The organism is Oceanobacillus sp. FSL H7-0719 (assembly GCF_045040795.1).
Taxonomy (GTDB): Bacteria; Bacillota; Bacilli; order Bacillales; family Amphibacillaceae; genus Oceanobacillus.
In genome coordinates, this window is the sequence record NZ_CP150301.1 from 2,208,331 (window position 1) to 2,229,288 (window position 20,958).

Here is a 20,958-nt window from a genome sequence, read left to right on the forward strand (position 1 = left end):
GAAAATCATTTCAAAATGACGTTTCTTTATTTCCATATTGTCCAGCAATAGAGATAGAAAGATTTTTCATTAATTATAATCATTTTTTTGTTCTTCTACTTTTTCATGAACCTTTTCCTCAATTTTTTCCACATGTGAATCTTTAAATTTACGTCGTGGCTTTGGATGGAACCATTCTAATTTTCCATCACGGATAATTCCCCTAAATTCATCACCTAAAATAGTTAATTTAAACTGATGCGCTTCATGTATCTGTTTTTCAAACATTGGGGTAATATCAATATTTTCGTCATCTATTTCTTTAACTCCATGTTCCCCAAGCAGACGTTGAACTTCCTGCTCTATCCAATTGAGCTGTTCTTTGTCCAAGTCTTGCTTTGGATGAGGATGAAGCCAATGAATTTGGTCTTCATGAAAATCTCCTTTATACTTTTTACCATCGATAGAAAAGGAAAATTGATGACGTTCATAAGTTCTTTCCTGATAAACATGTTTTACCTCGAAATCATCAACTATCGGAAACACCTCCCAGGTCTTATAAAGTAACAAATTAGCTGTACAGCTAATTTTTTTCACCTGTAGCTTAAACCCCTCAAACTAAAATGTCAATAAAAACACTGTGCTGAAAGAAAGTAGTTAACATGAAAAGTATTTCATTGGAATTATTAAAACGGTCACCGTCTTTTTAACAAGGATTCATTCCTGTAATCATGCCAATAATTCTGTTGGTCAGCTTCCCTTTATAGCATGCAGGCCTATTACTGATACTTTTCATCTAAGCGAGTTAAAATCTCCAATAAAAATCTTGTAATGGTAGTTTGCCCCAGATTTTCTAAAAAATACGGAACACGCCTCACCAGATTTTATTTCTAAGGTTACATGTTTACATAGCCGAGCTGTTCTATTTAAATGAGAGAACTTATGCCTTTTCGCCTTGGCTTCAAAATACAATGGATTTTCTATTAGTATTTTCTTAGAAAGCTTGGTTTTGTCGCGAACCATTCCTGACTAATTAAATAATGACTTGCTGCGAAAATGCGTTCAATAACTTGTGTTGCATTGGCCATCACTCTGATGGAAAATCCAGGAACCATAAGTGAAGAAATTCCAAATTTAAAATCACCAGATTGCTGAGAAATTGTTTCATATAACTGATCAATCAATTCAGTATTCACTTGGTCCCCGACAACGATAAATGATCCTAAATGAGTAAAACCTTCCATAAAACCAAGTCCATTCATATGCTTTTCCTTAGGATCTAATTTGATATGGTCAAATACCAGTAATTCTTCATCATAATAGATTTCATTAATTAAACGAAGGGAATCATAGCTAAAATGTTTTCCCTCTGGTGACCACCCTGGCGTTAGAATATCGGAATAAAGTAATGCAGCTCCTTTTTCCATTCGAAATATATTTTTTTGGAAATAACGTGCATCCTTATAAGCAATAAGCGGATCAGGTAAATACTCCAGGAAGCTTCCTTCCTTTAGATGAATTTCCGATTCCTGATAGGCGTGTTTATTCGGGGTTTTATATACTTTTGTTGCTGATTGGGTCGTGAGCAGCATTCTTGCATCTTTCTCAAGTGACACACGCATCCGATAGGTGTCCCCATCCAAGTAGCCGCCGCCCGGGTTTAAAATATAGTAACTGGGATACATGGGATGATGATAGATAGGACGCTGGATTTTAAAAGCACCGCGAAAATACAGCTTCTTTGTTACTGTTTTACCTTGCCGTTCCTCCGCAGCCAAGTCAAGAACTCCCGTCCAATCAGACATCTTGCTCCAGCCCTTTTAGCAGTACATGCTGTTTTAACCAATCAATCACTTTATCAAGCCCTGTATTATCTTTTAAATTCGTAAATACAAATGGTTTATTTCCGCGAAATACTTTCGTATCAGATTCCATTACCTCAAGACTCGCACCTACATATGGAGCCAGGTCTGTTTTATTAATGATAAACAAGTCAGATTTTATCATTCCTTGTCCACCCTTACGCGGAATCTTTTCTCCTTGGGCAACATCAATAATGTAAATGGAGAAATCAACAAGTTCTGGACTGAAGGTTGCAGCTAAATTGTCTCCGCCACTTTCAATAAATATAAGCTCTACATCTGGATGCTGTTCTTCTAAATCCTCGATTGCAGCGAAATTCATCGACGCATCTTCACGAATAGCTGTATGTGGACAGCCACCCGTTTCAACACCGACAATCCGATTCTCAGGCAATACGCCTGTTCTTACTAAAATCTTCGCATCTTCTTTCGTATAAATATCGTTCGTAATAACAGCCATGCTGATTTCATCACTTAGCTCTCGTGCTAATTTTTCGATTAACATTGTCTTACCCGCTCCAACAGGGCCTCCAATACCTATTTTAATTGGTTCCATAGTAACACTTCCTTTACTAATTTTTTACTAAAGACAACTTTATGACATAAAGATTCGAATACCTGCTCTTTCATGTTGCATTTGTGCTAGTTCAAGCCCTGGAGAAACAACCCCAAAGTCATTTTCATCCAGATTTTCTATTCGTTGGACTGCCCTATTTAACTTCACATGAAAAGCATAAATTATTTTCTGGCCAATGGTTTGTCCCAGCGGAATTGCTCGGACCGCATTCTGAACCAGAGTAGTAATTGATGAATATAAATAATATAAAATAGTTGTGTCCCTCTTAACTTCTAAATAATGTCCGACCATCGCAAAAACAATTGCCGGATGCCCAAATGATTGTTTTTCTTTTATACGTTTCCGATATATTGTTAGTATCGGTGCTCCATAGAGACTTTCCGAAATCTTTACCATTGTTTCACCCATACGCTTCGTACCGTCCCTAGTTTCCCGAGCTAAATTTTGTACGGTTAACATGCGATCTAACTTCCATATCGTTTCAAAATCATCTTTATCAAGTGCATCATAGACAAGCTTTGCAGCTAATCCATCCGAATAAACAAGTTGTTCATCTAAATAAATTTCCAGCCACTCGGAAAAGGAAACATAATCATGGACTTGATTCGCTTGAATGTAGCTTTCCAAACCAAACGAGTGACTGAATCCCCCTGTTGGAAAGTTGGAATCACATAACTGGAACAGGAATAGAGCTTTATCCATGACTATGCCCGATATGACGAAATGCTTTTTTCACTTTGCGTTCTTCCCGTTTAAACGGAATCCCCAATTCCTCCAACAACTCGACAACTAGATAATCATATTGCACGAGCATTTCATCTGCTTCAAACTGTGCTGGAAGATGACGGTTGCCTAATTGATGGGCTATCGTTCCCATCTCAAATATGCTGCGTGGTTGAATAATTAATAAATCATCAGAAAGCACATCAATGATAATCATATTTTTATCATCCATATAAAGAATATCACCAGCTTCTAAATCACGCGGATCTTTCAGCCGGATGCCCAATTCACGTCCATGATCTGTTTCTACACGCTGGATACGTTTTACTAAATGAGCACTCTCCAAGAAAACTTTTTCTTTATGTCGATTATTCAATTCTTCAGGTTTCAAATCCTTTATATTTGCAACTACTTTCTCAATAATCATTCCGATTCACCTCAAAATAAGAAATAACGTTGTCCCATTGGAACTGTATCAACGGGATCACATGTAATAACTTCTCCATTTATTTTTACTTCATAGGTTTGTGGATCTACATCAATTTCCGGTGTTTCCGAATTTAACTTCATATCCTTCTTGGTCAGACTCCGGATATTGTGGACTGGCAGCACTACTTTCTCAAGACCAAGCTGCTCTTTAATGTTCAAATCATAAGCAGCCTTTGAGACAAATGTAATAGAACTCTGGTATAAGGCTTTTCCGTATGCTGCATACATTGGCCGATATATCAATGGCTGCGGCGTTGGGATGGTTGCATTCGCATCTCCCATCAAACTTTGGACTGCTAAACCATTTTTAAGAATCTGTTCCGGCTTTGCACCGAAGAATTTCGGATCCCACAGAACAAGATCTGCCATTTTGCCAACTTCAATCGATCCAACATAATCCGATATACCGTGTGTGATAGCCGGGTTGATTGTATATTTCGCAATATAACGCTTTACCCGATTATTATCCGAATATTGTCGGTCTCCTTCCATTGCTCCTCGTTGTTTTTTCATTTTATCAGCTGTTTGCCAAGTTCTTAAAACAACCTCCCCAATGCGTCCCATTGCTTGTGCATCTGAACTCGTCATACTGAATACTCCCATATCCTGTAATATATCTTCAGCAGCAATCGTTTCACTGCGAATCCGCGAGTCGGCAAATGCAATATCTTCCGGTACAGATGGGTTTAAGTTATGCGCAACCATCACCATGTCAAGATGCTCATCGATTGTATTTACGGTGTATGGCAAGGTAGGGTTCGTGGAAGCTGGCAATACATTCGCCATGCCTGCAGATTTAATTAAATCCGGTGCATGTCCACCACCAGCACCTTCCGTATGATACATATGAATGCCGCGGCCATTGATTGCTTTCATCGTATCCTCAAAAAATCCAGCTTCGTTTAAAGTATCTGCATGAAGTGCAATCTGAACATCGTATTTATCGGCAACACGTAATGCGTAATCCAATGCAGATGGTGTTGCTCCCCAATCTTCATGGACTTTTAAACCAATCGCACCCGCAATAATCTGATCAGCTAAAGGCTTTTCCGCAGCAGCATGGCCTTTTCCTGTAAGACCAATGTTGATTGGAAGCCCCTCTAATGCTTTTAACATGGTGTGAATATGCCATTTACCAGGAGTTGCCGTTGTTGCTCTTGAGCCTGCACCAGGTCCAGCTCCTCCACCTATCAGCGTTGTTATTCCTCCGGTAAGTGCAACATCTACCTGCGCTGGATTAATAAAGTGTACGTGGGTATCGACTGCACCGGCGGTAATAATCTTTCCTTCTCCAGAAATCACCTCTGTTGAGGCACCAATAATAATATCTACATTATCCTGTATTAATGGATTTCCGGCTTTTCCAATACCTGAAATAAGTCCATCACGAATAGCAATATCTGCTTTATAAATGCCTGTATAATCCAGTACAATCGCATTGGTAATAATTGTGTCTGGAACCCGCTCATCTTCATCCCTTGTGATTAGAGGGTGTTGACCCATTCCATCACGAATGACTTTTCCTCCACCAAATACAACCTCTTCTCCGTATGTTGTATAGTCTTTTTCGATTTCAATAAATAAGTCTGTATCCGCCAAACGAACGGCATCACCTGTTGTGGGACCGTACATTTGAGCATACTGTTGTCGAGACATTCTAAAACTCATTTATTATCCCTGCTTTCTAATGGACCATCTACTTTATTATGAAAACCATAAATTTCCCGCTTACCAGCAATATCAATCAATTCTACTTCTTTTTCATCTCCTGGCTCAAAACGAACAGCTGCGCCAGCAGGCACATTCAATCTCTTGCCATACGTTTCATCGCGATTAAATTTAAGAGCATGGTTCACCTCATAAAAATGATAATGTGAACCAATTTGGATAGGTCTGTCACCAGTATTGATCACTGTAACATGCGAATTTACTGTATTTGCATTACAATTAATCTCTTCTTCTTTTAAAATGAATTCACCTGGAATCATCTCTTTGCCCCTTTCATTTTTTTACTTCGTACTCCATCTTCTTGAACGAACCAAATTGGAGCTGCCTCCTTGAAAACAGCTGATTCATCCTCTACCGGATCGGGTCATGCACGGTAACTAACTTTGTACCGTCCGGAAATGTTGCTTCTACTTGAATATCATCTATCATTTCCGGAATACCATCCATCACATCATCTCGTGTCAAAATAGTTGCACCATATTCCATTAATTCAGCTACTGTTTTACCGTCCCTCGCACCTTCCATAATCTCGTATGTAATCAGTGCCATTGATTCTGGATGGTTTAGTTTCAGTCCTCTATCTTTCCGCCGTCTAGCAATATCTGCAGCAACAACAATTAAAAGTTTATCAATTTCGCGCGGTAATAATTGCACATTATGACCTCCTAAATACGATAATTTAAACAATAATCCTAGCATTGCCTTTTTTTATCAAAAAGAAACGTTTCTTAAAAAATTACAAATTGGTTAGACTTTCTAAATAAAATGGCAATAAAAAGGCATATGAAAACTTGCTTGACATCAAGTCTCTTAATCGAAACTATTTTGTGAAGGAATTCACAAAATAGTTTCGAGCGTGTAAATCTCATGTTTGCATACTATAACACTGTAAATCCTTATAAAATTTTTAAGTTTTTTAATCAATTGTGTCATTCATTCTTAGGTTAAGTTACTAAGAGAGATGGTGGTTCTCCTGAATGACAATAATATGGAGTGGGCTACTTTAACATCTGGTAGATTAACCGATGCAAAAGGAGTATGAGTCTGCTATAAAAATCATTCTATTCACTGCGATAAAATCTGTTAAGAAATAAGCGGACATAACATGGCAATAAATGAGGAAACTTAGAGCATGTTATTTAAGTAATATAATAGGTGGAGTACGTTCTAATAACAGATTCATCAAAATATGACTTTCATGCTATTTCTATTCTACATATAATCGGGCCAAATTCAAGCATTAAGTTTGAGTTTGTTTTGCATGGAGATAACTGAAAAGCTATTTCTCCTGCTATCAGAACCTTTTTCAAGGAGAAGGTTGTTAATAAATACAACAAAAAAAGTGCTTATTGAAGACCGATATTAGACTCGTCTCTTTCACAATCCTGGCCCACTACTTCAATAAGAAAAGGCTATTTTCCTTCTTGAAGTAATGCACCCTATAGTGGAATAAGAACACAGACTAAATTAATATAATCCTTAACCATCTCATTGAATTTTTCATTTCCTTCTAAGTTAGGGGTATGATTGCTTTCTTCAAAAACATAGAATTTTGAGATTGGATCAAGTTGATGAATTTCTTCTGAATATACAATAGGGCATTGTGAGTCGTACCTTCCACAAAAACTATTGCAGGAACCCTAATTCTTGCAATGGCTTCTCTAATATCAAATGTTGGAAGTTCGATATATGAATAATAATCGAAACGATTTTGAACAATTTTCCACTACTTGGCATAGAAACGTATTCATCAAATTTATCTGGTTTATACAATGACATTTCTGTCCATTCTCTACCTGCTTGGTGTTTTCTCACCATAAAAAATACCCGATAATGATTGTTAGTCATTATTGGGTATTTTTTGGACTTTACATCGACTATTTAACTTTTATTACAATTTTCCCTTTGGCATGATGTGTCTCACTTAATTCATGTGCTTTTTGTAACGCTTCTGCTGAAAAATCAAATACACTACCCACTTGAGGCTTTAGTATTCTTTTCTCAAGTAATTCGCCTATTTCACCTAGCTGTTTACCATTTGGCTTTAACCAATGGGAGCTTGCTGTTACTTGATGCTTTTCTGTTAATGCTAGATCGGGTTGTCCGGCAATAGTTACTAGTCTGCCACCAGGCTTTAATATTTGGAAGCTTTTATTTAAAATGTCGCCGCCCATTGTATCAATGACCACATCATAATCACTTAATTCTTCTTCAAATTTTTGTATGCGGTAATTAATGAATTCATCTGCACCTAGCTCTTTTACATATGCTTCATTTTTTTCACTTGCTGTTGTAGCCACAAAGGCGCCGAAATGTTTGGCCATTTGAATGGCCAAACTTCCTACTCCACCAGCACCAGCATGGATGAGTACTTTATCTCCTTGCTTAACTTTTGTATTATCCACTAAAGACTGCCAAGCGGTTAAACCTGCTAATGGAATAGAAGCAGCTTCTTCAAATGTCAGGTTGCTAGGCTTTTTCGCAAGCAATTCCTCATCCACAGTCGTAAATTCCGCATAAGTACCTTCAGCGGTAGTATCCGGTCGTGCAAAAACTTCATCCCCGACCTGAAAATACGTCACTTCACTTCCAACTTCAACGATCTTACCAGCAACATCCCAGCCAAGGATAATTGGGAATGTCCAATCAAACATCTGCTTTAAGTATCCCGCACGAAGCTTCCAATCAATCGGATTAATGGAAGTTGCATAGACCTCAACAAGTACTTGGTTTGCTTTTATCTCTGGTTTCGGTAGCTCCTGCCCCACCAACACATTTTTACTACCATATTCATTGATGACAACTGCACGCATGAATAACACTCCCTTTTACAAAATATATTTGCAAGCTTTAGTAGCAGTTTCTTCCTAAGAAGTCATTCCTTCTCTCCAAAGCTTGATAAAAATCTAACATAATATTCCCACTTCCATGTATCTATTTGATACACGATATATCCTAGCATCTAATAACTTGAAATCAAAATAAATTGTTTAGGGGGTAGATTATGGTTCAAATCACCATAGGGTAGCGTCAGGAAAATGCTGGTTTTTACAACGATAAGCAGATTACAACATAGACAATTGGTACCTAACAAGATAGGAACCGATTTTTTGATTTGACTTGTTAAGCTAATGCACCCGTTTTGTTGAATTAGATTTTGGTTAAATAACATCTTTTCTCTATAAAACGCCACTTAATTAATTGACAAAAAAAATAATTTATGCTATAATTTACAATTTTCGGTTTATTGTATATAATAAGGTTCTCCTGGCCAGGGGAATCTTATTTTTTATTTGGGAGGAAAATGGTATGAAACAAAATGAGTCCAGTTTAACTTCCTTAGTATCAGCTTTCGGTCGAGCATATCACAGTAAATATGACACACCAAAAATTTTTGATGATTTCATTGCAGACAATTTAATTTCCGAAGAAGAGTTTTCTGCTATCAGTGCGAATATGATTAACGGTATACAGTTTTTCAACAAAGATATTGGGCAAAGATTTAAAGATAATCCAGAGGAAATTTTAAAATGGATTACACAAGTCCAACTTTCCCCAACTCCGTTAGCACGCTCTGCCTATTGTGAAAAAGTATTGCTTCATGAAGTTAAGCTAGGAGCAAAACAATATGTCATACTTGGAGCTGGTTTAGATACTTTCGCTTTTCGATATCCAGAATTGAAAAACAGCTTAAAGATATTTGAAATTGATCATCCATCTACACAAGAATTTAAAAAGAAAAAATTAGAGAATGCTAAACTTACTATCCCGAATAACCTTCATTTTGTTTCTATGGACTTTACTACTGAGTTTTCTCATCAAGACCTAGCAGATGAAGGGTTTGATACCAAAAAAACATTCTTTAGCCTTTTGGGTGTTTCATATTATTTAACTAAAGAAGAAAATAAGGCCATGATCAATCAATTATTTGCTAAAGTCCCAACAGGTAGCTCTATTGTTTTTGATTATGCAGATGAAAAACTCTTTGAAGAAAAAGGAATGTCTAATAGAGTTGAAAATATGGTAAAACTGGCTTCAGCAAGTGGAGAACCAATGAAATCAAGTTTCACTTATAATGAAATTGAGAATATATTAGAAAAAGCAGGTTTACTAATTTATGAACATTTATCACCAACTAAGATAAATGAGCTTCTCTTTACAAACAGGACGGATTATCTATCTGCATTCGAGACAATTCATTTTATTCACGCTGTAAAGAAATAACTTACAAATTCAAAAGCCTCTCAATCATCAAAATCTCTGAGAGGCTATTATTATTTTCAATACGACATATCAATTAATATCTCTTATTAAACTATCCTGCTATTTTAGTGAAAAAGCGTTCCTACTACTGTTGCAGAAACGCACCCGTTTGCTTAATATCCTTATCCCATAAAATTAGTAATAAAATATAAAAATCCATGGATCTCTAAAGAACAGACGCTTATTAGCAGAACTGCAATTAATAAATAAAGGCTCTTTCTTGAACGAAATAGATAAAAAATAGAAATGCACAAACTGATGATAATGAAGACAAGCCATAGACTGTTTAATGCAATAGAACCACTACCAATAAAGAAACTCTCAATATAGAAAACATTAATCAAGAACAATATAAATAAAATAACATTCCTCAAAAATACATCTTCTTCCAAATTGAATGTTCTAATAAACTGTGACTTTATATAACTAGAAGAGTTAACGTTTCACTATTAGACAATTCTGCCCTGTTAGACCCATTGAGACATGGGAGGGATAGCCTCCAGGGGTGGCATGGGAATGCGTGCAGTATATACTTTAGAATATTTGGAGTTTATAACTCCTTTATTCCAGCATGCCTTCATATAGCCTTTATTACCAATACCCATCCCATTCATCCGTTATTGTTCTGAAAAGTGGTTTGAAATCCTGCGAATAAGCGAGCATTTACGAGTAAATTGAATCTATCTGAGGGCGTTTAAGTATATTTATTCACAATGCCTACAACCTATTTTACCGTATATTCCAAATACCCTTTACAGGATAATTAATTCTTTTATGGATTCATTTCGCGTCTGTCCCTCTTATTTCTTACATTTTCTTTTTAACCCCAGGATTACCTGTTTCAAATAGATACCCAATGTCCTGAGCCGCTGAAGTTGTCCCTTCGTAGGACCTTTTTTACTATTTATTTTTCAGCATCCCCTTTTCCTTTTCTATATTATCTTAAAAGATAGTCGCTCTTCTCCTTATTACTGACCGATAAATTACATACCCAACAAGCATTAAACCACTTAAACAGATAAAACCTAACTTGGGCGAGAAGCGATCTATTAAGACTCCTAGTCCAGGAGAAATTACTGCCTGTAGAACAAGAGACATAGCCATCCAAACGGACATTGCTCTTCCCATTAAAGACTTAGGAACCATTTCCATAATAGCTGTATTCATTAAAATTCTAAGCGAAGAATTGCATAGTCCAAATAACAGACTGGCTAAAAATAAAATAATGATATAGTTATTAAATGCCAAAGCAAATAAAATACTGATTGAAACAAGGAAAAATAACATTATCGTTGCATTACTAGATATCTTTTTAGCAAGTGGGGCTGCGAGCAGACCCGACAAAAATCCACCCGCTCCATAAAACATATCTGATAGTCCAAAGGCAATGGAATTACCATTCACAGTATTGCTTACATATTCTGGAAGGACAACATTATACATCATCGTGCCAACCAAAGGGACGATTGCAGCAATCCCTAAAAATAACACGTTAGGCTTTTCTATAAAATAATTAATTCCTTCCTTAAAACTCGTATACATAGAATCATCATTATCTTCTCTTATGATAGAATCATGTTTGACCCTATATATAAAAATACTGCTAAGAATAAACGCAACTGAATTAGAAAACAATATGAATTCAAATCCGGCGTAATGATAAAATATGCCTGAAACCCCGCCTGCTGTAAACATTCCAACCTGCAAACAGATTTCCACTAAGGAATTACCATTTATTAATTCTCTATCCGTTAATAATTCTTGTAATAAACTTCTTGATGTTGACATGTATGTCGTCCAACCCATTCCATTTATAATGGAAAATAGATAAAGATACCCAGCCTTAAACTCATCTAATAAAAATAAGCCTGCAATACCAAGTATTGAAAAAGCCTGAATTAAATAAGTACAAATAATAATTGTTTTTCGATTAAATCGATCTGTTAATATTCCTATAACTGGTGAAATGAGAAACCCTGCTATAACATTTAAAGCAAGCATCAATCCAACTGCTGCAGTAGAGCTTGTTTGGTCCATTAAATACCAATTTGCTCCTACTGTACTCATCCCTACTCCAAAAGCATAGATGATTTCAGAAATAAAGAAATTACGAAAGTTCCCTATTTTTAACATCTTAAAAGTCACTAATTTTACCCCCTGTTTCGTATGTAGTTCACTTATTTATCTGTTAGCTTTTAAAGTTTTTTGGATTTGACCAGCAACAGCCAATCCTTGTTTATCTTTAAAAATTTCCCCTGGTTTATTTCCTGTACCAAGTACATATCCTTCAAAGGAAATTCCTATAAAATCAAAAATATACTGAAATTGTTCAATCATTGGTAATCCTTTCAATAACGGATTATCGCCTCCTACAGCAATCACATACGCTTTTTTGGATGACATTGCATTTTTAAAATCAGGATAATTTGGATCTTTTAACGTTTGTGACCAGCGATCAATAAAGAGTTTTATTGTTCCAGACATACTGAACCAGTAAATAGGTGTTGAAAATATCAAAATGTCATGAGGAAGTATACGATCAAGGATATTGTCATAATCGTCATTTATTTCATTAAACCCCCTTTGATTGTGTCGCTGATCTTCGATTGGTTTAATTTTATAATCCTTTAAATATATCTTTTCTACAGGTAAATCTTGAACTGCCCGTTCCGTTAGAGCTTCTGTATTTCCGTTTGGCCGAGTTCCTCCATAAATAATTCCGATTGTCATCGCTGATTGCTCCTTTATATTAATTTGCTGTTTGATTACTTTTATCTTATAATGGGATTACAAATCAATAAAGATAATTATTTCGATATAATCAATCGTAAATTCCGATTTAAAGAGGTGACTAAGTTGGAGATAAAACAATTAATTACTTTTAAAACTGCCTCAGAGAATTTAAACTTCACACAAACTGCGAAGATACTAAAATTTGCCCAATCCAGTGTGACAGCACAAATTAAATCCCTTGAAAAAGAGCTAGATACAAAGTTATTTGAGCGACTGGGAAAGAGATTATATTTAACAGAAGCTGGAAGACAGTTTAAAAATTATGCTGAAAAAATGATTGCTCTCTCGGAGGAAGCAAGATTAGTAACTAGCGGGGTAAAAGAGCCCTCGGGCACCCTTATAATTGGGGCACAAGAAAGCCAATGTACATACCGTCTTCCTCCAATACTTAAGGAATTTAAAATACAGTTTCCTAACGTTAAGCTGGTTTTTAAACCTGCTCATTCCGATGAGTTGGCTAAAGAACAATTATTGAAAGGTAATCTTGATATAGCTTTCATAATGGATGTAGTTAAACCAGGAGATTCACTAAACATGGAAGCCCTTATTCAGGATGAAATGAAGCTCGTAGCTTCTCCCGGGCATCCCTTAGCAAATAAAGCAGAAGTTTTTACAAAAGACTTGGAAGAGGAAACCTTCCTTTTAACCGAAAAAGGATGCTCTTATCGTACGATTTTAGAAGATACTTTGCGGGAAGCAAATGTTTTCCCTGCTAATAAATTTGAATTTGTTAGTATTGAGGCAATTAAACAATGTGTCATTGCTGAATTAGGAATAGCAATATTACCAGCAATGGTAGTAGGACGTGATATTGAGGAAGGTCGCATGAAAGAGATCAAATGGGAGCAATCTACTCCCCCTTTTTTCACTCAAATTGCTTGGCATAAAGATAAGGAAATGACAATTCCTTTACAATCTTTTATAGAGTTAACTCGAAGAACTTTGAAAACTGAATTTAGATAGGGACTACTACAACATAATTTTATGGGCATTATTTTAAATTTCCTTTTAATTTTAAAAAACTGTATTCTTTATTAAAAGATACAGTTTTTCTTATTTTATAGACCGAGTAACTTTCTAGGATCGTTTCTAATACGCTCAGATATTTTTATTGCTAAATATCATCATTTGTCTGTGAATGTGTCCCAAAAACTAACTCAATATGATATTGTCAAACGATTAGCTGGTTACTTTAAGTGTAAAAAATATGTTTTATGTATTTTGCATAATAAGCTCCCATTACCCCAGAAGCTGTACCAGTTACTGCATCTTCAATTGTTCCCGAAAATGGTGAAGAAAAGTGTCGAGCTTGCACATTAGCATTAGAATCATACATTTCAATACAAAAAGAATGAACAGTGATTTAGGCATTTCCTTTAAGATTTCAGGAAACTGCTTATTCTTGGGTTTCATTTTTTGAAAAGCATCAAGTTGGTTTATCGGTATTTGCAACATCCCAGTACCTGTAAATGGACCAAGCGTATTGTAAACACTGTTAAACTAACCTGCACCGTTTGTTTAAGTACACTTCTTCACAACCTTGCCTACCCTATTGAAATAAAAAGCTGTTGGCATGACAGCTTCTGATATAAAGCAGCAATCAATTACTAATTGATATCAATCCTCTTTTGTTGAGCTGTTCCTGGTCCAAAACTATAATGTAGATGCTTAAAATAGTAAAGAAATCATAACACTGCTAACTTTTTTAAAGTAAAAAAAGCTGTTTTTACAAAGGAATCAGCTAAAAAATCACCTATACAATTAAAATACTCGATAATTAAATAAGAAATTTAATGAACAAAGATAAAATTTTTACACAGTGTTATCGGCTATGTTATTTTTGACCTGCAAAGAATAGGTTAACGGAGTAGGAAAAAATGGTTTAAAATCTTAAAAAGTATTGTGTATTTTCTCCTGCACATAAAATCCCCCTTTCTCCAAGAGAAAGGGGGATAAACATTAAAGGGGTTTTCAGTCTTTTATTCTATTATTTAGGTAGCAGCAAAAACTAAATCTTTTCTTACTTTATTTTAGCCTTTTGCCGTCACCTAGCTATTGGACTCAGCTTTTGACTGTACGTCATCTTTCGCAGATAGCAACTGATCCTTTGCCTCTACTGCTCTATCTTTCACATCGGCTAAATCACCCTTTGCGTCTTTCACGGAAGACATTACCTCTTTTGATTCATCAACTACATTTTTAGTTGTATCTTTAATATCTTTAACTTGTGTATCCAAAACTTCCTGTATTTTATTCAGTGCCTCTTTGGAGATATCTGTAGCATTTTGAACACGAGTGATAATGGCATTCTTTATACCATTTGGATCTTCTTTAATTGTTGTTGCATATTTGTTTACGGAATCCTTCATGTTCTTAGAAGTATCTTTCACTTTCTCGCGTGCATTGCTATTCAAAAGAATGAGTGAAGAAGCTCCTGCAATTACTCCAGCTACAATTAATCCTGTTTTTGCCTTTTTTTGTTTTTCCATTGTCATTGCCACTGAACATCTTCCTTCCATATTTATTAGTTACCTTTTAAATTCCCTTGCTGCAATATATTAAACATCTGCTCTCATCGTAATCATTTGATATCTTCATATGGATGTCACCTGCAGCTAATATCTTCACGCCTTCCTCATAGCAGTTTATAGCTCCAAAATAAAAAGCCTGAACATGCGAAGTATTTTCACATGTTCAGGCTTTGTTTTATCATTTATACTCGTACTTGTTCTTGTTTTCTCGCCTTTTCAGTTTCGTCTGCCATTGCTTTCAATGCTACCTGATTCAGGTAATTTACTGGTTTATTGAAATGTGGCTGGAAAAAGAAATCGGTTAGTGCCAATTGTTCAATCGTCATTTGGTTGGAAATACTAACGCTTATCGTGTTGATTGCCTGCGTAAAGTCGGCATCCGAAATGACTTGTGCGCCAACAATGCGATGTGTTTCCGTTTCATAAACAAGCTTTAATTGGATCACTTCGTTTTCCGGCATGAATTCTGGGCGATAATTATCTTCAATCGAGGCACTTGCTGCTGACAGTCCCGCTAATTTCGCAGCACTTTCAGTTAACCCTGTTGAAGCAATGTTGTGATTGTAAATTTTCAAACCAGAGGTTCCTTGTGTTCCAGGATGTTCCAAGACAGGTTTCACAAGATTATGAGCAACAAGTGTACCCATTCTTACCGCATTCGTTGCCAATGGAATATAAGCAGGCTGTTTCGTTGCATTATGAGGTACAGCACAGCAATCACCTGCAGCATACACATCTTTCACACTTGTTCGCATATACCCGTCAACGATAATTGCTCCATTGTCCAGCATTTCCACTTGCCCGTTAACCAGCCCTGTATTTGGTCTAAATCCAACACACATTACGACTAGATCTGCGTTATATTCTCCTTTATCTGTAATTACTTTTTCAACAGTCCCGCTTCCTTCAAATAGGGAAACGGTTTGACCAAGCGCAAGTTCAATTCCCCGCTGTTTAAGTGTTGCTTCAACAGGAGTCGTAAATGTGTCATCTAAATAACGACTTAAAATTCTCTCTTCACTATCAATCAATGTGACGTTTTTACCGTTTTCTTCAAATGCTTCAACGAGCTCTACCCCAATGTAGCCTGCCCCAACAACGACAACATTGCGAACAGATTCAGAGCGCTTAATAATTTCCTTTGCATGGTCAAAGTTTTTGCATAAAACGACATTTTCTAAATCAGCACCTGGAATTGGCGGTGTTACAGGCCAAGAACCGGAAGTAATAATCAGCTTATCATAGCTATAATTTTTTATTTCATCTGTCTTCATATCTCTTGCTTGAAGCTGCTTCTCACTTAGATTGCATGCTGTCACTTCATGATTCATATGCATGTTTACACCGAGCCGCTCGAATTGCTTCACAGAAGCGTAAAATAGCCCATTCGGATCCTTCACGACACCACCTACATAAAGGGCAATCCCACAAGATAAGAACGAAACATTATCATTTTTTTCAAAAACATCAATCTGTGCTTCAGGGTAAAGGTTCACTATATTATTAATCGCTGCAGTTCCAGCGTGTGTACATCCAATAACAGCTACTTTCATCATTCATCATCCTCCAATTGTTTGTTCAGAATTTCACATATTCATGTTGTAAATATAATATATCACATTGTTCACTATTTCACAATGTATATTGAAATGTTTTTAAAAATTAACTTTAGGGCTGTTAAAATAGCTTTAGTATATAGAATAGCATTATATTTCTGGCGCAGCAAAAGACCTACAACATACTGCACATAAATAAATTAGCACATATATGAAGGTCTATTTTCCCTGAAACTTATTCATATCCAGCACCTTTAACTCAAGTACTTCTTGAAACAGATTTTCTTTTTATATTTATTTCCTATCTTTCAATATGAATAAGATTGCACTTAGACAATATAAAATTGGATTTCGAAAAACTGTCTTTGACAAGTATTCTCCCTGCCCGAAGAATTCAGGATTGTTCTTTTACGGTGGATGAGAACACTTCTCTAAGCCTGTGGGAGTGAGTAAAGCGAGGAAACTGTCTATGAGAAATTCTCTATAAGACAATAACAGCAAGATAAATGGGGAAACTGTCTATATGAACGCCATCTGTCCAGAAAAAAACAGTGTAATTCTTGATTGAGATTATCAGCACGTCGTATCAATTATGAATTATTATCCCCTTTATAAAAAATTAACATGAAGAGCTTTCTATTCTCTAATGTTCATCTTTTAATTGGCTGGTATTAATTATGTTCCAGCCCCTAACGCAATATCCGTATTGTTATGCCATAATATAAGGATAAAATTTTCGTATCATTCCCCATAAGGCGGCAGGCGATTGACCACCTTTTAAACTACTGCACGTTCCTCTTTTACACAAAACAGAGCACGTGATAAGTAAGGCCAAACCATCTCATAACTGTATATTACTTCAAACATCACAAAAACACATTTACAGGAATATACCTCCCCCATCTTGGGATAATTAGTAGGGTAAGCATTTTAATACAAACGATAAACACACAACGAAAGAAGCAGGTATTTTGCATTAAGTTTATGCTAGTCTTATAATTATATTGTACGAATTCAAATCTTAGGAGATGACATCAGATGAAGATTAAAGCAGCCGTAACGCATGGCCAGAAAGAAGATTTTCAAATCGAAGAGGTGGAATTACAGGAGCCGAAAGCAAACGAGGTACTAATAAAAATCGTTGCTTCTGGTGTATGCCATACAGATGCAGTTGCACGTGATGAAGCGACTACACCATACCCTCTCGTGCTGGGGCATGAAGGTTCAGGTATCGTTGAAAAAGTTGGTGAGGGTGTGCAAACAGTGGAACCTGGAGATCATGTTGTTCTATCATTTTCTTCTTGCGGACACTGTGAGAACTGTCTAACTGGACATCCAACGGTTTGCGAACATACTACTGCATTAAACTTTGGCGGAATTATGGCAGATGGAACACACCGTCTCTATCAAGGTGAGCAAGAACTATCTACATTTTTCGGACAATCCTCTTTCGGTACGTATGCTGTAGCAAATGAAAGAAACGTCGTAAAAGTGGATAAAGATGTTGATATTGCATTACTTGGACCACTTGGATGCGGAATCCAAACGGGAAGCGGTACTGTATTAAATAAGTTGAAACCGAAATTTGGAAGTACAATTGTTATTTACGGTACTGGAGCAGTTGGCTTGAGTGCAGTAATGGCAGCAAATATAACAGAATGTAAACATATTATCGCGGTAGATATTCATGATAGCCGCTTAGAACTTGCGAAAGAACTTGGCGCAACACATACCATTAACAGTAAACATGAGGATGTTGTCGAAAAAGTTAAAGAAATCACAAACGGCGGGGCACATTATGGTATTGATACAACTGGAGTGCCTGTTGTTGTACGTCAAGCATTACAAGCACTTCGCCCGCTTGGTGAATTAGCTATTGTTGGCTTTACACCTAAAATGGAATTAAATGTCCATGAAGACCTGATGGCAGAGGGTAAAACAATGGTAGGTGTCATCGAAGGAGATGCCATACCACAGCTATTTATCCCAGAGCTTGTTGAATACTACAAGCAAGGATTATTCCCATTCGATAAATTAGTTAAGTTCTACGAGTTTAATCAAATCAATGAGGCATTTGAAGACTCGAAAAATGGCGGAGCAATTAAGCCAATTGTAAAAATCAGTTAATTTAACAAAAGCAATAACCTGCTCATAAGAAGACAGGTTATTGCTTTTTTAAAATTCCAGTGTATGATTACTGCATAATTGAATACAAAAGGAGTTAGACAAGCAAATGAAATATTATACATCTCACATGAAGAAGCTAGTAAAAAATAATAAGGAATTGCAGGAAAAGCTAAAAAATATAATGAAAGAACATGATCTTGAAAAAGGTTTTGCACTTAAAGCTTTGTACCATGCAGAGGTTGCTTCAGGCGGGAAATATCAGGATGCCTATCGGGAATTTGACACACCACAATAGGCAGGCCACTTTTTATGATGAAAACCAGAATGGAACTTAAATAAATATGAATCTGTAAGCTTTTAAAAAATAAAAAGTATCGTTCATAGATGGACGATACCTTTTATTCGTCAATCACTAACTTCCCATTTTACGCCGGGTCATGCTCGGCTTCTTCGCTAGTTGGCTTTTCATATGCTTTGCTGAGCCTTTGCCTTTTATGGTGCTCTTATTATTAGCTTGTGCTTGTTTTTTTCTTTCCAGCTGCTGTTGTACGATTTCTCTCGTAGTAAGCTTTTTTTCCTCTGACATATCGTGTCTCCTCTTCGTGCGGCATACTCTTATTATAATATGGTTGTATCCTATATAGCTATCTATATTTTTCAAATTTAAGAGCATTTGTTTTATACGAGGGTAATAAGGGAAAAAGAATTGGGTACAATAACTCAAACAAATATTTATATAAAGGAAGGATATCCATGTCAGAACAACCTATCGTTATCGATGCAATTATTAATGGCCAGAAACATAAAAGTGAAGCGCATTCCCCAAGAGAAAATCCAGCACATCCAGAAGAAATTGTTGGCTATGCCCCGCTTAATACGAAAGAGGAAACGATTCAAGCAATCGATGCAGCACATGATGCATTTACAAATTGGCGACAGTCCCCCATCACAGACCGTGTAGAACGAATGAGGAAAGCAATACAGAAAATGAAAGATGCTACGCCTGAGATCACCACATTACTTTCTAAAGAACATGGAAAACCGCTTTATGATTCAGAGGGTGAAATGGGTGTTTCCTTAGCTTGGATGGAATTTGCCTGTGACAATGCAGAAGAGGTGCTAAAGAACGAAGTCGAGAAGCATGAGGATGGCGGGAAGACAATCATTGCCAAGGATGCCATCGGGGTTGTCTCAGCAATTACACCGTGGAATTATCCCATTTCATTATCCACAATAAAGATTGCGCCTGCCTTGTTAGCTGGGAATACCATGGTATTAAAACCAAGTCCGCTTGCTCCTTTAGCAGTGAGCAAGGTACTTGAAATTATTGCAAATGAATTTCCGCCTGGTGTCCTGAACATGGTACATGGGGATGCAGATGTTGGTGTAGAGCTGACATCAAATCCGAAAGTAGACAAAATTGCGTTTACCGGCGGAACAGAAACAGCAAAACATATTATGAAGGCAGCAGCCGATACGATCAAGCACATGACATTAGAATTAGGCGGGAATGATGCTGCGATTATCTTGGATGACTTTAATGTCAATGATGAGGAAGCAATGCGTCGCCTGGTCATCTCCAATTTTCTAACAGCCGGACAAATTTGTATGATTGCCAAGCGAATTTATGTGGATAAAAAAATATATGATTCCTTCATTGAAAAATATATTGAAGCCGCCAATAAGTGGATTCGCGTTGGTGATCCATTTAACAATGATGTCACCATTGGAGCGGTAAATAATAAAAAACAGGTGGAATTTGTTCAGAATCTAATCGATGATGCCAAAGGTAAAGGCGCTGAAGTGATTAAATTAGGCGAAGTATTGGATTCCTCTATTTATGATGAAGGCTATTTCATGCAGCCAACTGTTGTGCTTGGTGCGGATTATAAAGACCCTATTGTTACGGAAGAACAATTTGGACCAACCGTCCCGATTTTGCCATTTGATGATGATGAGCATGCAATCAACTTGGCAAATGACAGCATTTACGGCTTAACAAGCTCTGTTTGGGGAGAGGAAGAACATGCAATAAAAGTTGCACAGCGCATCCAAGCCGGCACAACGATGATTAATACAGCAGCAGTTCAAGGCTTGGACGTTCGCTTCCCATTTGGCGGTGTCAAACAATCCGGGGTAGGACGGGAATATGGTAAAGAAGGATTGCTATCCTATGTAGAAACACATATTATTAATTCTCCGAAAGAATTAGATTTAGCTTATATTCCAAAATAATATGTTTTCCTTAAGAGCCTGAGACAAAAGAAATTTAATATATTAAAAACCGAACGACACCTTCGTTCGGTTTTTATATAGAGTGCTGATTAATT

At 36.5% G+C, this 20,958-nt stretch carries 20 protein-coding genes and 1 pseudogene; 5 read left to right on the forward strand and 16 right to left on the reverse strand.

Features of this window, described 5'->3' with window-relative positions:
* Positions 1–69: 69 nt before the first annotated feature.
* The 10 genes from NST93_RS11585 to NST93_RS11630 form a co-directional block, all read right to left on the reverse strand.
* Positions 70–576 carry a HicA family toxin-antitoxin system gene (locus NST93_RS11585; RefSeq protein WP_405097162.1) on the reverse strand — a complete coding sequence of 169 codons (507 nt, stop codon included), beginning with the start codon at positions 574–576 and terminating at the stop codon, positions 70–72.
* A gap of 386 nt (positions 577–962) precedes the next feature.
* Positions 963–1,784: an urease accessory protein UreD gene (locus NST93_RS11590; protein ID WP_405097164.1), complete on the reverse strand. Its 822-nt coding sequence runs from the start codon at positions 1,782–1,784 to the stop codon at positions 963–965.
* Positions 1,777–2,397 carry an urease accessory protein UreG gene (ureG, locus tag NST93_RS11595; protein ID WP_405097166.1) on the reverse strand — a complete coding sequence of 207 codons (621 nt, stop codon included), beginning with the start codon at positions 2,395–2,397 and terminating at the stop codon, positions 1,777–1,779. The genes NST93_RS11590 and ureG overlap by 8 nt, the downstream gene beginning before the upstream one ends.
* Before the next feature lie 39 nt (positions 2,398–2,436).
* A complete protein-coding gene (locus NST93_RS11600; protein ID WP_405097168.1) occupies positions 2,437–3,120 on the reverse strand; it encodes an urease accessory protein UreF in 684 nt (227 codons plus the stop codon).
* Complete coding sequence (gene ureE / locus NST93_RS11605; protein ID WP_405097170.1) at positions 3,113–3,568, reverse strand: urease accessory protein UreE; 456 nt, start codon at positions 3,566–3,568, stop codon at positions 3,113–3,115. Before ureE ends, NST93_RS11600 begins: the two co-directional genes overlap by 8 nt.
* Before the next feature lie 11 nt (positions 3,569–3,579).
* Entirely contained in the window at positions 3,580–5,298 is a 1,719-nt protein-coding gene (ureC, locus tag NST93_RS11610) for an urease subunit alpha (RefSeq protein ID WP_405097172.1), read from the reverse strand.
* Positions 5,295–5,618, reverse strand: a complete 324-nt coding sequence (locus NST93_RS11615) for an urease subunit beta (RefSeq protein ID WP_405097174.1) — start codon at positions 5,616–5,618, stop codon at positions 5,295–5,297. The genes ureC and NST93_RS11615 overlap by 4 nt, the downstream gene beginning before the upstream one ends.
* Before the next feature lie 91 nt (positions 5,619–5,709).
* Complete coding sequence (locus tag NST93_RS11620; RefSeq protein WP_405097176.1) at positions 5,710–6,012, reverse strand: urease subunit gamma; 303 nt, start codon at positions 6,010–6,012, stop codon at positions 5,710–5,712.
* A 972-nt stretch (positions 6,013–6,984) separates the two neighbouring features.
* Positions 6,985–7,176: a hypothetical protein gene (locus NST93_RS11625; RefSeq protein ID WP_405097178.1), complete on the reverse strand. Its 192-nt coding sequence runs from the start codon at positions 7,174–7,176 to the stop codon at positions 6,985–6,987.
* A 59-nt stretch (positions 7,177–7,235) separates the two neighbouring features.
* Positions 7,236–8,171, reverse strand: coding sequence for an NADP-dependent oxidoreductase (locus NST93_RS11630; protein WP_405097180.1), 936 nt, complete (start codon positions 8,169–8,171; stop codon positions 7,236–7,238).
* A 496-nt stretch (positions 8,172–8,667) separates the two neighbouring features.
* Between NST93_RS11630 and NST93_RS11635 the strand changes: the two genes are divergently transcribed.
* Complete coding sequence (locus tag NST93_RS11635; protein ID WP_405097182.1) at positions 8,668–9,582, forward strand: class I SAM-dependent methyltransferase; 915 nt, start codon at positions 8,668–8,670, stop codon at positions 9,580–9,582.
* Between the two features lie 981 nt (positions 9,583–10,563).
* Here NST93_RS11635 and NST93_RS11640 read toward each other — a convergent pair.
* On the reverse strand, positions 10,564–11,766 hold the full coding sequence (locus NST93_RS11640; protein ID WP_405097184.1) for an MFS transporter: 1,203 nt from the start codon (positions 11,764–11,766) through the stop codon (positions 10,564–10,566).
* 36 nt (positions 11,767–11,802) lie between these two features.
* Positions 11,803–12,351 (reverse strand): flavodoxin family protein, encoded by a 549-nt coding sequence (locus NST93_RS11645; RefSeq protein WP_405097186.1) that lies wholly within the window; start codon positions 12,349–12,351, stop codon positions 11,803–11,805.
* A 126-nt stretch (positions 12,352–12,477) separates the two neighbouring features.
* On the opposite strand from NST93_RS11645, the gene NST93_RS11650 reads away from it, so the two are divergent.
* Positions 12,478–13,377, forward strand: a complete 900-nt coding sequence (locus tag NST93_RS11650) for a LysR family transcriptional regulator (RefSeq protein WP_405097188.1) — start codon at positions 12,478–12,480, stop codon at positions 13,375–13,377.
* 238 nt (positions 13,378–13,615) lie between these two features.
* On the opposite strand, the pseudogene NST93_RS11655 reads toward NST93_RS11650, so the two are convergent.
* The 3 genes and pseudogenes from NST93_RS11655 to NST93_RS11665 form a co-directional block, all read right to left on the reverse strand.
* Positions 13,616–13,881: pseudogene (locus NST93_RS11655) on the reverse strand (PhzF family phenazine biosynthesis protein); the annotation flags it as partial.
* A 581-nt stretch (positions 13,882–14,462) separates the two neighbouring features.
* Positions 14,463–14,915 (reverse strand): hypothetical protein, encoded by a 453-nt coding sequence (locus NST93_RS11660; RefSeq protein WP_405097190.1) that lies wholly within the window; start codon positions 14,913–14,915, stop codon positions 14,463–14,465.
* Positions 14,916–15,127: 212 nt separating this feature from the next.
* A complete protein-coding gene (locus NST93_RS11665) occupies positions 15,128–16,498 on the reverse strand; it encodes an FAD-dependent oxidoreductase (protein ID WP_405103858.1) in 1,371 nt (456 codons plus the stop codon).
* Between the two features lie 1,041 nt (positions 16,499–17,539).
* On the opposite strand from NST93_RS11665, the gene NST93_RS11670 reads away from it, so the two are divergent.
* Together NST93_RS11670 and NST93_RS11675 are read left to right on the forward strand one after the other, a co-directional pair.
* A complete protein-coding gene (locus NST93_RS11670) occupies positions 17,540–18,628 on the forward strand; it encodes an NAD(P)-dependent alcohol dehydrogenase (protein WP_405097192.1) in 1,089 nt (362 codons plus the stop codon).
* A gap of 106 nt (positions 18,629–18,734) precedes the next feature.
* On the forward strand, positions 18,735–18,923 hold the full coding sequence (locus NST93_RS11675; protein ID WP_405097194.1) for a hypothetical protein: 189 nt from the start codon (positions 18,735–18,737) through the stop codon (positions 18,921–18,923).
* A 117-nt stretch (positions 18,924–19,040) separates the two neighbouring features.
* On the opposite strand, the gene NST93_RS11680 is transcribed toward NST93_RS11675, so the two are convergent.
* A complete protein-coding gene (locus tag NST93_RS11680) occupies positions 19,041–19,214 on the reverse strand; it encodes a hypothetical protein (RefSeq protein WP_405097196.1) in 174 nt (57 codons plus the stop codon).
* A 167-nt stretch (positions 19,215–19,381) separates the two neighbouring features.
* Here NST93_RS11680 and NST93_RS11685 point away from each other — a divergent pair, with 167 nt between their 5' ends.
* Complete coding sequence (locus NST93_RS11685; RefSeq protein ID WP_405097198.1) at positions 19,382–20,863, forward strand: aldehyde dehydrogenase family protein; 1,482 nt, start codon at positions 19,382–19,384, stop codon at positions 20,861–20,863.
* Positions 20,864–20,958: the final 95 nt, after the last annotated feature.

Excerpts from the sequence above, each read along its gene's own strand:
- NST93_RS11680 (WP_405097196.1), bottom strand. The coding sequence starts at position 19,214 with ATGTCAGAGGAAAAAAAGCTTACTACGAGAGAAATCGTACAACAGCAG.
- NST93_RS11600 (WP_405097168.1), bottom strand. The coding sequence starts at position 3,120 with ATGGATAAAGCTCTATTCCTGTTCCAGTTATGTGATTCCAACTTTCCA.
- ureC (WP_405097172.1), bottom strand. The coding sequence starts at position 5,298 with ATGAGTTTTAGAATGTCTCGACAACAGTATGCTCAAATGTACGGTCCC.
- NST93_RS11670 (WP_405097192.1), top strand. The coding sequence starts at position 17,540 with ATGAAGATTAAAGCAGCCGTAACGCATGGCCAGAAAGAAGATTTTCAA.
- ureE (WP_405097170.1), bottom strand. The coding sequence starts at position 3,568 with ATGATTATTGAGAAAGTAGTTGCAAATATAAAGGATTTGAAACCTGAA.
- NST93_RS11630 (WP_405097180.1), bottom strand. The coding sequence starts at position 8,171 with ATGCGTGCAGTTGTCATCAATGAATATGGTAGTAAAAATGTGTTGGTG.
- ureG (WP_405097166.1), bottom strand. The coding sequence starts at position 2,397 with ATGGAACCAATTAAAATAGGTATTGGAGGCCCTGTTGGAGCGGGTAAG.
- NST93_RS11590 (WP_405097164.1), bottom strand. The coding sequence starts at position 1,784 with ATGTCTGATTGGACGGGAGTTCTTGACTTGGCTGCGGAGGAACGGCAA.
- NST93_RS11665 (WP_405103858.1), bottom strand. The coding sequence starts at position 16,498 with ATGAAAGTAGCTGTTATTGGATGTACACACGCTGGAACTGCAGCGATT.
- NST93_RS11615 (WP_405097174.1), bottom strand. The coding sequence starts at position 5,618 with ATGATTCCAGGTGAATTCATTTTAAAAGAAGAAGAGATTAATTGTAAT.
- NST93_RS11675 (WP_405097194.1), top strand. The coding sequence starts at position 18,735 with ATGAAATATTATACATCTCACATGAAGAAGCTAGTAAAAAATAATAAG.
- NST93_RS11625 (WP_405097178.1), bottom strand. The coding sequence starts at position 7,176 with ATGGTGAGAAAACACCAAGCAGGTAGAGAATGGACAGAAATGTCATTG.
- NST93_RS11635 (WP_405097182.1), top strand. The coding sequence starts at position 8,668 with ATGAAACAAAATGAGTCCAGTTTAACTTCCTTAGTATCAGCTTTCGGT.
- NST93_RS11645 (WP_405097186.1), bottom strand. The coding sequence starts at position 12,351 with ATGACAATCGGAATTATTTATGGAGGAACTCGGCCAAACGGAAATACA.
- NST93_RS11685 (WP_405097198.1), top strand. The coding sequence starts at position 19,382 with ATGTCAGAACAACCTATCGTTATCGATGCAATTATTAATGGCCAGAAA.